General features: G+C 70.0%; 11 protein-coding genes. 2 read left to right on the top strand and 9 right to left on the bottom strand.

Going from position 1 to position 12,892, the window contains the following annotated elements:
• Positions 1-187: 187 nt before the first annotated feature.
• The 6 genes from rpmG to BM228_RS04140 all read right to left on the bottom strand — a co-directional run bounded on the left by rpmG (position 188) and on the right by BM228_RS04140 (position 5,641).
• Complete coding sequence (gene rpmG, locus BM228_RS04165) at positions 188-355, bottom strand: 50S ribosomal protein L33 (protein WP_007565747.1); 168 nt, start codon at positions 353-355, stop codon at positions 188-190.
• Between the two features lie 106 nt (positions 356-461).
• Complete coding sequence (locus BM228_RS04160; protein WP_244537006.1) at positions 462-1,652, bottom strand: MFS transporter; 1,191 nt, start codon at positions 1,650-1,652, stop codon at positions 462-464.
• On the bottom strand, positions 1,649-2,398 hold the full coding sequence (locus BM228_RS04155; protein WP_208611975.1) for an NUDIX hydrolase: 750 nt from the start codon (positions 2,396-2,398) through the stop codon (positions 1,649-1,651). The genes BM228_RS04160 and BM228_RS04155 overlap by 4 nt, the downstream gene beginning before the upstream one ends.
• Positions 2,349-2,819 carry a DUF983 domain-containing protein gene (locus BM228_RS04150; RefSeq protein WP_092037487.1) on the bottom strand — a complete coding sequence of 157 codons (471 nt, stop codon included), beginning with the start codon at positions 2,817-2,819 and terminating at the stop codon, positions 2,349-2,351. Before BM228_RS04150 ends, BM228_RS04155 begins: the two co-directional genes overlap by 50 nt.
• 23 nt (positions 2,820-2,842) lie before the next feature.
• Complete coding sequence (rnr, locus tag BM228_RS04145) at positions 2,843-5,164, bottom strand: ribonuclease R (protein WP_092037485.1); 2,322 nt, start codon at positions 5,162-5,164, stop codon at positions 2,843-2,845.
• 138 nt (positions 5,165-5,302) lie between these two features.
• Positions 5,303-5,641, bottom strand: coding sequence for a hypothetical protein (locus tag BM228_RS04140; protein ID WP_092037828.1), 339 nt, complete (start codon positions 5,639-5,641; stop codon positions 5,303-5,305).
• A gap of 115 nt (positions 5,642-5,756) precedes the next feature.
• On the opposite strand from BM228_RS04140, the gene ydiJ reads away from it, so the two are divergent.
• Together ydiJ and BM228_RS04130 are read left to right on the top strand one after the other, a co-directional pair.
• Complete coding sequence (gene ydiJ, locus BM228_RS04135; RefSeq protein WP_092037483.1) at positions 5,757-8,843, top strand: D-2-hydroxyglutarate dehydrogenase YdiJ; 3,087 nt, start codon at positions 5,757-5,759, stop codon at positions 8,841-8,843.
• Positions 8,840-9,736 (top strand): ketopantoate reductase family protein, encoded by an 897-nt coding sequence (locus BM228_RS04130; protein WP_092037481.1) that lies wholly within the window; start codon positions 8,840-8,842, stop codon positions 9,734-9,736. The genes ydiJ and BM228_RS04130 overlap by 4 nt, the downstream gene beginning before the upstream one ends.
• Before the next feature lie 76 nt (positions 9,737-9,812).
• On the opposite strand, the gene BM228_RS04125 is transcribed toward BM228_RS04130, so the two are convergent.
• The 3 genes from BM228_RS04125 to BM228_RS04115 form a co-directional block, all read right to left on the bottom strand.
• Positions 9,813-10,778, bottom strand: coding sequence for an alpha/beta fold hydrolase (locus BM228_RS04125; protein WP_092037479.1), 966 nt, complete (start codon positions 10,776-10,778; stop codon positions 9,813-9,815).
• Between the two features lie 133 nt (positions 10,779-10,911).
• The gene (locus tag BM228_RS04120) at positions 10,912-11,226 is read right to left on the bottom strand and encodes a plasmid stabilization protein (RefSeq protein ID WP_092037477.1); all 315 of its coding nucleotides are present in this window, start codon (positions 11,224-11,226) and stop codon (positions 10,912-10,914) included.
• A gap of 17 nt (positions 11,227-11,243) precedes the next feature.
• Positions 11,244-12,860 (bottom strand): hybrid sensor histidine kinase/response regulator, encoded by a 1,617-nt coding sequence (locus tag BM228_RS04115; protein WP_092037475.1) that lies wholly within the window; start codon positions 12,858-12,860, stop codon positions 11,244-11,246.
• Positions 12,861-12,892: the final 32 nt, after the last annotated feature.

The raw sequence follows: 12,892 nt of genomic DNA, 5'->3' as shown, positions 1-12,892 counted from the left end.
GGATGCGAATCCCTGCGCTGCGTCAGGCAGCGCCCGAATCGCGGCGACACTAAGGTGCGGTGCTGGGCTGGCGCCGTCCACCAGGGGGCGGATCGGTGCGCGCAAAGAAAAAGCCGCCCCGTCCCCGGAGCGGCTCGGCGGATCGGCTGAGGCCTGAGTAAGGCCCCAAGCCTTGCTCGATCTTGCCTTACTTGATCTTGGTTTCCTTGAACTCGACGTGCTTGCGCGCCACCGGGTCGTACTTGCGCATCGTCAGCTTCTCGGTCTGCGTGCGGGAGTTCTTCTTGGTGACGTAAAAGTAGCCGGTGTCGGCGGTGGAGATGAGCTTGATCTTGACGGTGACGGCCTTGGCCATGGCGCGGCGCTCCTGCAGGGTGCGGCATTCCGCGTGAGCGAAACGCAAATGGCCGGGAAAGCCCGGCCGAATACGGGCGGGTCAATGCCCGATCGGACCGGTCAGGTCAAGACCGGGCGGCGGGTCGCTCCATCGTAGCGAGGCTTACCGAGAAGGCCAGGAACAGGGCGAGCAGCGCCCAGGCGAAGCCGTGCGGGGGCACCAGGTCGAGGCCGCCGCCGATCAGGGGCGGCCCCAGCATCAGGCCAACATTGTACAGGACCACGAAGGCGGCGTTGGCGCCCGCGAGGTCGGTGGCCGGCACCCGGTCGCCCAGAGTGGTCAGGCCGACCGTGTAGAGCGTGCCGGCGATGCCGCCCCAGGCGAACAGGACGAGGCCGAGGGCCACCGGCGAGCCGGAGGCCAGGGGGATCAGGGCTGAGCCCGCGGCGCCCCCAAGGCTCGCGCCGAGCAGCACCGTGCGCCGGTCGAAACGGTCGGCGAGCCAGCCGAACGGGATCTGGAACAGCACGTTGCCCAGCGCAATCAGGCTGACGAGGCCGGCCGCCCCCTGTGCGTCGTAGCCGAGGCGCAGCCCGTAGAGGGGCAGGATCGCGAAGATCCCGGTCTCCACCGCCCCGTAGGCGAGGGCGGCGAGCAGCGCCCCGGGGGCGAGGCGCAGATAGGCGATCAGGCTGCGGCCGGAGCCGTGCTCGATCGTCGGCGATAGCCCCCGCGCGAGGACGATCGGTAGGCCGCCGGCCAGCATCAGGGCGGCCCCGGTCAGGTAGGGCGCCAAGCCCTCGGTTCCGACAAGCGCTAGCAGGGCCGGGCCGACCGCGAAGCCCGCCGCCAGCACGGTGGCGTAGATGCCCATCACCAGGCCGCGCCGCTCAGGCGGGGCGGCCGCGTTGATCCAGTACTCGGACAGCACGAACAGCGCGCCGAGCGTCATCGAGAACACGAAGCGCAGCGGGAACCACAGGGCGATGCCCGGCAGGACCGGGAAAGCCGCGAGGCTTACAGCCCCCACGATCAGCGCCAGGCACAGGAGCCGCGCGACTCCGATCCGCGCCGCGAGCCGCGGCACGAACGGCACCGTGCAGATGCTGGCCATGCCGGCGACCGCGGTGTTGAGCCCGATCAGCGTGCTCGACGCGCCGCGCCGCTCCATCTCGATCGACAGGAGCGGGATCGACAGGCTCAGCCCGATCCCGACGACGGTGACGCAGGCGATGGCGGCGGTGATGGCCGCCACGGTGTCCGGCCCGATCCCGCTTGCTGCGGCGATCCGGTCCGGCCTCTCGGAAACATTCACAAAGCGATCCGTTCGCGGCGGCCGTAGCGCTCGTAGTGGAAGGGAATCATCCGGTACGGCGCGAAATCGACGGCGATCTGCGCCTCGAGATCGTCCAGGACCGCCCGGGTGATGAATGGCAGGTCGAGCTTGCGCGCCGCGTCGAGGCGGACCCAGGCAAGCTCGGTGAACTCGGAATCCGGGCTGACCCGGCCGGGCTCCTCGGCCGCGACCATGCGGCGATCGATGGCGAAGAAGCGCGTGTCGAACCGGCGCACGCGCTTGGGCGGGGTGATCGCCCGGGCCACGAGGTGCAGCGCCTCAAGATCCGGCAGGATGCCATGCCGGGCGAAGGCCTCCCAGCCCGCCGGGGTGGTCTCCGGGGCGCCGTGCTCGGTCGTACCCAGCAACAGGCCGGTCTCCTCGTAGGTCTCGCGGATGGCGGCAAGCGCCAGCGCCCGACCGAGATGGTGTGGCGGCCGGGAGACCTGGCGGGTCAGCGCGGCCTCGGCATAGTCGGGCAGGGCGCCGGCCACCGGCATGTGGCGGTCGCCGAGCTCGATCCGGCCGCCCGGGAACACGAACTGCCCCGGCATGAAAGCGAGCTTCGAGTTCCGCCGGCCCATCAGGACCTTCGGGCCGCCCTTGCCGCGCCGATCGAGCACGATCAGGGTCGCGGCGTCCCGCGGGCGCAGGCGCGCCGGGGAGGGCTTGGGCTCAGGGCTGGTCGGGATCTCGGATTCCTGCTGCGGCTCCGGCTGCGGCAAGGCGTGTCTCCTTCAGCCCCGAGACGGGGCCGCCCCGCGGTAACGTGGCGAAGCCGTGCATGCCAAGGGCGTATTGCAACCCGACGACGGCACCCTTGACCGGCTGGAGCAACGCGAGGGCGAACAGGAGCGTGAAGACCGGCCAGACGCCCATCTCGACCCAGAGGGGGACGTCGTAGGCGCTCTCGGTCTCCAGGATCAGGTAGCCGACCACGTGGGCGACGATGAAGATCACCACGTAGGGGGGCAGATCGTCGGCCCGGTGATGGTGTAGTTCCAGGCCGCAGACATCGCATTCCGGGCGCACCTTGAGGAAGCGCCCGAAGATCCGGCCCTGGCCGCAATGCGGACAGCGGCCGATGAAGCCGCGCGCCATCGCGGGGATCAGGCGGGTGCGCACGGGAATCGCGTCGGTGGCCATGTCCAGGGTCTACACCGGCCGGGTCACCGGCGCGACCCGCGATGGCGCGTCCCAGAGTTGCGGATGCCGGGCGGACGACCCGACGGCGCGGCCTTGAACGGGCGGCCGCCGGGCTTCCGGCCGCCGCTGTCCTTGCCGGACCCGGCGCGGGTCTTGCCCTCGCTGAGCAATTCGAAGCGCAGTGCGCCGGCCACCGGCGCGGCCTCCACCAGGCGAACCTCGACCCGGTCGCCGAGCCGGAACGTCTCCCCGCTGCGCTCGCCCACCAGGGCGTGGCGGGCCTCCTCGTGGCGGAAATAGTCGGCGCCGAGCTGCGAGATCGGCACGAACCCGTCCGCCCCGGTCTCGTCGAGCTTGATGAACAGGCCCGATCGGGTGACGCCCGCGATCTGGCCCGCGAAGGTCGCGCCGATCCGGTCGACCAGATGGTGGGCGATCAGCCGGTCGATGGTCTCGCGCTCCGCCGCCATGGCGCGGCGTTCGGCTGCCGAGATCTGCTCGCCGACCTGCGCGAGTTCGCCCAAAGACACCTCCGGCGGCAGGCCGTCGGAGCCGAGGCGGCAGGCGGTGATCAGCGCCCGGTGGACGATCAGGTCGGCATAGCGGCGGATCGGCGAGGTGAAATGCGCGTAGCGGCGCAGGTTCAGGCCGAAATGGCCGAGATTCTCGGCGGCGTACACCGCTTGCGCCTGGGAGCGCAGCACCACCTCGTTGATGAAGGTCGCGTGCTCGCTGCCCGCCACCGAACCGAGGATGCGGTTGAACAAAGCGGGGCGTAGGGCCCCTTCCTTGGGCAGCTTGATCCCGACCGAGGCCAGGACTTCCCCCAGAGCCTGCATCTTCTCCTGCGCCGGCTCGTCGTGGACGCGGTAGATCAGCGCCTGCTTGGCCGCCTCCAGGGTCTCGGCCGCGGCGACATTGGCCTGAATCATGAACTCCTCGATCAGCCGATGGGCGTCGAGGCGTTCCGGCACGATCACCCGGTCGACCGCGCCCTCGGGCGACAGCAGGACCTTGCGCTCGGGCAGGTCGAGGGCGAGCGGGCCGCGGCGGTCACGCGCCTCGCGCAGGGCGGCGTAGGCCGTCCAGAGCGGGCGAAGCGCCGTTTCAAGCAGTGGCCCCGTCGCGGCGTCCGGCTGGCCGTCGATGGCGGCTTGCGCCTGCGCGTAAGACAGCTTGGCGCGCGAGCGCATCATCACCCGGTGGAACGTGTGGCGGCGCTTCACGCCGTCGGCGGCGATCACCATCCGCACCGCGATGGCCGGGCGATCCTCGCCCTCGCGCAAGGAGCAGAGATCGTTCGAGATCCGCTCCGGCAGCATCGGCACGACCCGGTCGGGGAAGTAGACCGAGTTGCCGCGCTCCAAAGCCTCGCGGTCGAGGCTCGATCCGGGGCGGACATAGGCCGCGACATCCGCGATGGCGACGGTGACGATGAAGCCGCCCGGATTGGCCGGGTCGGGATCGACTTCCGCCATCACCGCGTCGTCGTGGTCCTTGGCGTCCGGCGGGTCGATGGTCAGCAGCGGGCGGTCGCGCCAATCCTCCCGACCTTTGAGCGAGGCGGGCGCGGCGGCGTCGGCCTCCGCCAAGGTCGCGTCCGAAAAAACGTGCGGGATGTTGTGCAGATGGAGCGCGATCAGGCTCACGGCCTTCTCGGAACCGAGCGAGCCGAGCCGTTCCCGGACCCGGCCCCGCGGCAGGCCGAAGCGCGTCTCGCGCTCCAGCGAGACGCTGACGAGGTCGCCGTCCCGGGCCTGGCCCTCCTCGCCGGGCGGAATCAGGATCTCGCGCCCCTGCGAGCGCTTCTCAACGGGGACTATCCGGCCGCCCTGCGCGCCGGCGCGGTAGACGCCGATGATTTCGGCCTTGTTCTTGCCGATGACCTTGATGACCCGGCCGGTATAGCCGCCCTCGGCATCGCGCTCGACGCGGACCAGGGCGCGGTCGCCGATGCCGGCAGCCGGCCGGCCGGCCTTGCGTGGGCCGCGCTGTTGCGTGAGCAAGATGGCCGGTGGCTTGCCGGTGCCGGTCCACTCCACCGGGATCGCCAGGAAGTCGCCGTGCCGGTCGCGGCTGCGGATATCGGTCAGCACCACCGGGGGCAGGCGGCCCGCGGCCGCGAGGCCGCCGCGCCCACGATCGATGGCGCCCTCCTCTTCGATCTCCTTGAGGATCCGCTTCAGGTCGATCTTGGCGGCGCCCTTGATGCCGAACGCCTTGGCGATCTCCCGCTTGCCGACGGGTTCGGTCGCCTCGGCCACGAAGGCGAGGATCTGCTCGCGGGTGGGGAAGGGCGGGGGAGCGGCGGGCTCGGCCGCCTCTGCGCTGATGCGTCGTGCCAAAAGGTGGTGCCGGACGGTTCTCGAAAAAGAAGTGCGCCCGCGATCGGGCGCCGGACCGCTGATTCGGTCTTGTCACCACAAGATGGGGTTCCGGCCGGTCCGCGGCAACGGTAACCGCCGCGTCCTCAACAGGCGCGATCAGCCCGTGGAGGCCGATTTGCGGATGCGGTCAACCGCCAGATCCACGTCGAACCCGGGCGTTACGATCTCGTCGAGGCTGAACGGGCAGGCGCGCGGCAGTGTCAGGTTCACCTGGCCCTCTTCGGCTGCCAGCTCCGGCGTCTCCGCCTGCTGGATCGCCAGCATCCAGGCGCCGTCCATGCGCAGGTTCTCCGCTTGCGGCGGGTCGGACGCCAGGGCGGCGAGCTTTTCCCGCCCGGCTTCCCGGCAGGCGAGGCTCTTGCCGTCGTCGGAGATGAGGGCCGCCTTGATCAGTTCGGCCAGGGCATCCCTGACCCGTTCGACGCTCGCGTTCATGAATTTCCGCTCCGCAACTGCATCCGACATGGCAAACCGAGTGCCAGCCTGTTTCGGCGCAGCGTGACATAAGCGCCGATCTTTCCTCGCGCGTGGCCGGGTGTAGAACGCTTCCATGATCCCGGTCCTGACCCGCCAAACCGAGGCCGTGCCGCTCTACGAGGCGGCTGTCGCCGAACTGCGCCTGCGCGGCTTCGAGGGCGATCTGACTCTATCGGCCGCCGACCGGACGGTCTTTTCCACCGACAACTCGATCTATCAGGTCGAGCCGGGGGCCGTGGCCTTCCCGCGCTCGCGCGACGACCTCGTGCGGATCGCCAAGCTGTTGGACGATCCGCGCTTCACCGAGATCGTGATCCGTCCCCGCGGTGGCGCCACCGGCACCAACGGCCAGTCGCTCGGCCACGGCCTCGTGGTCGACACCTCGCGGCACATGAACCGCATCCTGGAGATCGACGTCGCGCACCGCACCGTCCGGGTCGAGCCCGGGGTGGTGAAGGACCAGCTCAACCGCGCGCTGGCTGCGCACGGCCTGTTCTTCGCCCCCGAACTCTCGACCTCGAACCGCGCCACCCTCGGCGGCATGATCTCCACCGACGCCTGCGGGCAGGGCTCCTGCCTGTATGGCAAGACCCGCGACCACGTCCTGGCCCTGACCTGCGTGCTCGCCGACGGCACAGTCTGGGAAGCCGAGCCGCTGGACGAGGTGGGTCTCGCTGCCGCCAAGGCGCGCAACGATCGCGTCGGCGAAATCCACCGCACCGTCGACACCGTCGTCACCGAGAACGCGGCGCTGATCGCCAAGCGCTTCCCCAAGCTCAACCGCTGCCTCACCGGCTACGACTTGGCCCATCTGCGCGACGCGTCAGGGCGCTTCGACCTCAAGAGCGTGCTCTGCGGCTCGGAAGGCACCCTGGCATTGATCGCGGAGGCGCGGCTCAACGTGCTGCCGATCCCGAAGGCCTCAGTGCTGGTGGCGCTCTCCTACGTGGATTTCGACGCGGCCCTGCGTGACGCCCAAGCCCTGCTACCGTTCGGCGCCGCCTCCGTGGAGACCATCGATTCCACCGTGCTGGGGCTCGCCCGCCAGGACCCGATCTGGGCCGAGGTGCAGGCCTTTTTCCCAGACGATCCGGGCGGCCGTCCGGTCCACGGCATCAACCTCATGGAGTTCGTCGGCGACGATGCGCAGGCCGTGGACGCCGCCCTGGCGCGGCTCACCACGATGCTGGCGGCCGAGCGCGGTACGGAGACCAAGCGTCTGGGCTTCACGATCGCCCGCGGCGAGGCGATCGAAAAACTCTGGACGATGCGCAAGAAGGCGGTCGGCCTGCTCGGCGCCGCCAAGGACGACGCGCGCCCGATCCCGTTCGTCGAGGATACCGCCGTGCCGCCGGAGCGGCTGGCCGACTTCATCGCCGAGTTCCGGGCGCTGCTCGATGCCAAGGGGCTGCGCTACGGCATGTTCGGCCATGTCGATGCCGGCGTGCTGCATGTCCGCCCAGCCATCGACCTGAAGGACCCAAACCAGAACGCCCTGATCCGCGAGGTGACCGAGGGCGTGGTCGCCCTCACCGCCAAGTATGGCGGCCTGCTCTGGGGCGAGCACGGCAAGGGGTTCCGCTCCGAATTCGTGCCCGCGACCTTCGGGCCGCTGATGCCGGCGCTGGAGGCCATCAAGCGCGCCTTCGATCCGGGCGACCGGATGAACCCGGGCAAGATTGCCTCGGCTCGGGGCGGCGCGCTCACCCAGATCGACGGCGTGCCCCGCCGGGGCGAGCAGGACCGCACGATCCCGCCGCCGGTCCGGCAGGATTTCGACGAGGCCCTGCACTGCAACGGCAACGGCGCCTGCTTCAATTACGACCCGGACGACGCGATGTGCCCGTCCTGGAAGGCAACCCGGGAGCGGCGGCACTCGCCCAAGGGCCGCGCCTCGCTGATGCGCGAGTGGCTGCGCCTGGCCGCGCAGGCGGGCATCGACCCGGCCGTCGAGCTGAAGCGTCAGCGCGCCGGCTGGCTGCCCGATCTTTTTGCGACTCTGCGGAGCGCTGTTCGGCGCGCGCCCGACGACGGCGACTTCTCGCACGCCGTGAAGGAGGCGATGGATGGCTGCCTCGCCTGCAAGTCCTGCACGGGTTCCTGCCCGATCAAGGTCGACGTGCCGACCTTCCGGGCCAAGTTCCTGGCGCTCTACCACGCCCGCTACGCCAGGCCCCTGAAGGACCATCTCGTGGCGGCGCTCGAGCCGCTTCTGCCGCTGGCGGCCCGGATGCCGCGCCTGAGCAACGCGGCCTTGACCAACCCGGTCGCCCGGAGGCTGCTCGCCAAGGCCGGCCTGGTCGAGATCCCGGCCCTGTCGCCCGGCGACCTGAAGGCGCGGCTCGCGGCGCTCGGCGTCGCCACCGCGACCCCGGCGGCGCTGGACCGGCTCGCCCCGGCGGAGCGCGAGCGCGCGGTCCTGCTGGTGCAGGACGCCTTCACCAGCCATTTCGAGGCGGCCCTGGTGGTGGATGCCTGCGCGCTCCTGATCGCGCTCGGCTTCCAGCCCTGGCTCGTACCCTACAGGCCGAACGGCAAGCCGCTGCACGTCCACGGCTTCCTGGCCCGGTTCGCCGCGGTGGCGTGGTCTAACGCCGCGATGCTGCGGACGCTCGCCCGCTCGGGCGTGCCGCTCATCGGTCTCGACCCCTCGATGACGCTGACCTACCGGTCCGAATACGCCCAGGCGCTCGGCGGCGACGACCTGCCCAAGGTCCAGATCCTGCAGGAATGGCTGGCCACCCAGCTCGACCGGATCGCGCCCCGTCAGGGCGGCGCGACCCTGCGGCTGCTGCCCCATTGCACCGAGCGCACCAACGCCCCCGGCGCGGTGCGCGACTGGCAGGCGGTGTTCACCCATCTCGGGCTGCGGCTCGACGTGCCGGCGGCGGGCTGCTGCGGCATGGCCGGGACCTACGGCCACGAGACGCGCAACCGCGCCACCTCCGAGGCGATCTACGGCTTGAGCTGGGCGCACCACGTGGCCGATGCCCCTGCCGGCACCCTGCTGGCGGACGGCTATTCCTGCCGGTCGCAGGCGAAGCTCGTCGATGGCGTGCGCCTGCGCCACCCGGTCCAGGCCCTGCTCGACCATGTCCGGACGAGCGCGGTCGGCGCCGCCCCGTTCCATTCCGAGCGCGCCGCGGCGGCGCCCCGATGAAGATCGCGATTCTCGGAGCCGGGGCGGTCGGCTGCTATTACGGCTTCCTGCTGGCCCGGGCCGGCCACGCGGTCACGCTGATCGGTCGCCCCGCGCTGGTCGAGGCGGTTCGGTCCGACGGGCTTGTGCTGGAGAGCGCGGCCGGGCGCGAGACTGTCCCAGTCCAGGCGACCGCGTCCGGCCAGGGCGTCGCAGGCGCCGATCTGGTGCTGGTCTGCGTCAAGTCGGGCGACACGGAAGCCGCCGGGGCGACGATCGCCGCACATCTCAGCCCCTCGGCCGCGATCCTCAGCCTCCAGAACGGCGTCGACAATGCCGAGCGCCTGGGCGCCGTGCTCGGGCGGCCCGTGGTGCCGGTGGCCGTCTACGTCGCCACCGAGATGGTCGGGCCGGGCCACGTCCGCCATAACGGAAGGGGCGACCTGGTGCTTGGCGCCTCGGAGGCGAGCCCGACGATTGCCGCCGCGTTCGATGCGGCCGGGATCCCGACCACCGTCTCGGACCGCGCCCTGGATGCGCTCTGGGGCAAGCTGATCCTGAACTGCGCCTACAACGCCCTCTCGGCCCTGACCCAGCTGCCCTACGGCCGCCTAGTCCAGGGGGCGGGCGTGATCGCCGCGATGACCGACGTGGTGCAGGAATGCGTCGCAGTGGCTCGCGCCTCTGGCGTCTCCGTGCCCGACGACATCCGCGACACGGTGCTCGCCCTCAGCACCAGCATGGCCGACCAGCGCTCCTCCACCGCCCAGGACCTCGCCCGGGGCCGGCCCAGCGAGATCGACCACCTCAACGGATACGTCGTGCGGCGAGGCGCGGCGCTGGGCATTCCGACGCCGGCGAACCGAATGCTGCACACGTTGGTCAAGCTGGTTGAGCGGCGGGATCGGGCGTGAGGTGCGAGGGGGGATGGGACGGATGATGGAGTCCGTTGTTGACACATCTCGGACGTTCGATCGGGCGCCCTAGGTTCTATTGAGGCGCGGACGCGGGAGCTTTCGCAGTCTCGATATGCCGAGCAAGAAAGTCGCGTGTTAGCCGCGCGACCTCATCCGTCGCCTCGTCCAGCGCGAAGTGTCCGGCGTCGAGGATATGTAACTCCGCCGTCTGCATGTCGCGTCGATAGGCTTCCGCCCCGGGCACGAGGAAGGACGGGTCGTAGCGGCCCCACAGCACAAGGGTCGGCAACGGATGACCGCGCATCCATTCCTGCCAGACCGGGTAAGACGCCACGTTCGTGCGGTAGTCGTAGAGAAGGGCAGCCTGGATGACCCGCTCACCCGGCCGGGACAGGTTGGCGTACTCATCCGCCCAGGTGTCCGGGTTGTACCGTTCGGGGTTCGGGCTGGTGCCGAGATGGCGCTGCTTGGCTCCTTCAAGGGATGTGAAGGCGTCGACCTGCTCAGGGTGAGTTGCGGGGTCGGCCCAGAACTTGGCAATGCCCTGCCACTTCGGCCCGAGCCCCTCGGCGTAGGCGTTGGCATTCTGGACGATCAACGCACGCACCCGCTCGGGGTGGGCGAGCGCCATGCGGAACCCGACCGGGCCGCCGTAATCCTGCATGAAGAGCGTGTACCGTTCGATGCCAAGATGCGCGATCAAGCCCTCGATCGTCGCGGCAATGTTGTCGAAGGTATAGGAGTACTGTTCGGGCGATGGCGCATCGCTGTGGCCGAAGCCGGGATAGTCTGGCGCGATCAGGTGGTAGCGGTCGGCGAGCAGCGGCAGTAGCGGGTCCCACTGCCGCGACGACGATGGATAGCCATGCAGCAGGAGGATCGTGGGTGCGGCACGCGGACCAGCCTCGCGATAGAAGACACCCACGCCGTTGATTTCGGCCCTGTGGTAGCTCGTCGTGGCCGAGACGGAGGGAAGTGGCTGCGGCGAACCGTGTGCAAGTGCCAGCGCGGCGGCGGCGAGAACGGTCTGTGTCGGCATGGCCCAGTTCCTTCGCGCGCGAGAAAGGGCGTTTCGCCTGGACGATCAGTGGTCGAAGCGCCGTAAGGACTGCTTTCCACCCCACTTTCGGAAGTAAGAATGACTGGGGCCAGTTCGATCCCACGTCGTCCGATCACGCGCTCGCTGCAGCATTCGCCTTGCGCGTCGCCGCAGCCTTCTTGGCCGAGGCCGAGCGCTGTTCCGGTGTTCGGCCGGCGGAGGCCTTGCCGCCCGTGGTGCCGCCCTTGTGGGCTGCCGGATGGCCGGTGGCCTTGCCGCGGCCGGAGCCGCCCGGCTTCTTGCCGCCGCCGTCGTCTTTGTTGACGGTGGCCCAAGCGCGGGACTCCGCCTCCTGCTCCGGCACGCCGCGGGCCTCGTAGGATTCCGCGATGTGCTCGGCCTTGCGCTTCTGCTTGTCGGTGTATTTCGCTTTGTCTCCCTGCGCCATCGCGCCTCTCCTCAGGCTCAGCCTACGCCGGTCGGACCGTCGAGGATCGCCCGCACGCGGCGGACCAGCTCCGTGCGCCGGTAAGGCTTGTTGAGCAGGTCAAACTCCGAACCGCCGATATCGGTTCGCTCCAGGCTCGCCTCCGCGTAGCCCGTGGCGAGCAGAACCTTGAGCTTGGGCTGGCGGCGGCGCGCCTCCCGGGCGAGCAGCACGCCGTTCATGCCGCCCGGCATGATCAGGTCGGTGAACAGCAGGTCGATGCGCTCGCTGGAATCCAGGATCTCCAGGGCCTCGCGGGCATTGCTGGCCATCAACGTCGTGTAGCCGAAATCCCGCAGGATGGTGCGGGCGAGCTCGGCCACGTCCTCGCGGTCGTCCACGATCAGGATCGTCTCGGTGCCCTGCCGGTCCACCGCCCGGTGCGAGACCTTGGACGGGGCATGCGCGTCGCTGTCGGTGGCCGGGAAGGACAGGCGCACCGTCGTGCCGGCGCCGACCGCCGACTCGATCTGGGCGGCACCGCCCGATTGCTTGGCGAAGCCGTAGACCATCGACAGGCCGAGCCCGGTGCCCTTGCCCTCTTCCTTGGTGGTGAAGAACGGGTCCATCACCCGGGCGAGCACCGCGGGCGGGATGCCGGTGCCGGTGTCCCGGATGGCGATGCTGACGTAGCGGCCGGGGCGCAGCGGCCCGATCTCGCCGCCCGCCACGATCTCGGTGTTCTCGGTGGTGATCTTGACGGTGCCGCCCTCCGGCATCGCGTCGCGGGCGTTGATCAGCACGTTGAGGATCGCGACCTCGGCCTGGGTCGGATCGACCCGGCAGTTCCAGAGGTCCCGGGCGAGATCCAGCTCGATCGTCACCACCTCGCCCACCGAGCGGGCGACCATCTCGCGCATGCCCTCGACGAGGGTGTTGAGGTTGACGGCACGCCCGTCCAGCCGCTGCTTGCGGGCGAAGGCCAGGAGCTGCTGCGTCAGCGTGGTCGCGCGCTCGGCCGCTTGCCGGATGTTGTCGGTGGCGCGCCCCAGCCGGGCCCGGTCGGCATCCGGCTTCTCCAGCCCGGACGCCAGGATGTCGACATAGCCGACGATCACCTGCAGCAGGTTGTTGAAGTCGTGCGCAATGCCGCCGGTGAGCTGGCCTAGCGCCTCCATCTTCTGCGCCTGGCCCAGGGCTTCCTCGGCGTCGCGGCGGCGCGAGACGTCGAGCTGCGAGCCGAAGAAATACACCAGCTCGCCGGCCGAGTTGTACACCGGCGAGACGAACAGAGCGTTCCAGAAGGTCGAGCCGTTCTTGCGGTAATTCAGGATCTCGGTGGCGAATTCGCGCCGCTCGGCGATCGCGGCGCGGACCTGGTCGACGGTCTCGCGATCGGTCTCCGGGCCTTGCAGGAACCGGCAATTGCGCCCGACCAGTTCTTCCGGCGTGTAGCCGGTCATGGCCAGGAAGGCGCGGTTGGCGAAGATGATCGGGTTGTCCGGCTGGCGCGGATCCGTGACGATCATCGGCATCCGGGTGGTTTCCACCGCGGCGAAGAAGATGTCGCTCGTGCGGTCGGCGACATCGCTCGCCGCACCGTCTCTGACCACGGCGCTCGGTCCGATGGGGGGCTTTTCGGGAGAATCGGACATGCCGCGCGGTCTTGTTTCTTTCGATCCTGAAG

Source organism: Methylobacterium pseudosasicola (assembly GCF_900114535.1).
GTDB classification, from domain to species: Bacteria; Pseudomonadota; Alphaproteobacteria; order Rhizobiales; family Beijerinckiaceae; genus Methylobacterium; species Methylobacterium pseudosasicola.
The sequence above is the reverse complement of the archived record's forward strand: the minus strand, read 5'-3'. Positions and strand labels throughout refer to the sequence as shown.

Excerpts from the sequence above, each read along its gene's own strand:
- rpmG (WP_007565747.1), bottom strand. The coding sequence starts at position 355 with ATGGCCAAGGCCGTCACCGTCAAGATCAAGCTCATCTCCACCGCCGAC.
- BM228_RS04150 (WP_092037487.1), bottom strand. The coding sequence starts at position 2,819 with ATGGCCACCGACGCGATTCCCGTGCGCACCCGCCTGATCCCCGCGATG.
- BM228_RS04140 (WP_092037828.1), bottom strand. The coding sequence starts at position 5,641 with ATGAACGCGAGCGTCGAACGGGTCAGGGATGCCCTGGCCGAACTGATC.
- ydiJ (WP_092037483.1), top strand. The coding sequence starts at position 5,757 with ATGATCCCGGTCCTGACCCGCCAAACCGAGGCCGTGCCGCTCTACGAG.
- BM228_RS04130 (WP_092037481.1), top strand. The coding sequence starts at position 8,840 with ATGAAGATCGCGATTCTCGGAGCCGGGGCGGTCGGCTGCTATTACGGC.
- BM228_RS04125 (WP_092037479.1), bottom strand. The coding sequence starts at position 10,778 with ATGCCGACACAGACCGTTCTCGCCGCCGCCGCGCTGGCACTTGCACAC.
- BM228_RS04120 (WP_092037477.1), bottom strand. The coding sequence starts at position 11,226 with ATGGCGCAGGGAGACAAAGCGAAATACACCGACAAGCAGAAGCGCAAG.
- BM228_RS04115 (WP_092037475.1), bottom strand. The coding sequence starts at position 12,860 with ATGTCCGATTCTCCCGAAAAGCCCCCCATCGGACCGAGCGCCGTGGTC.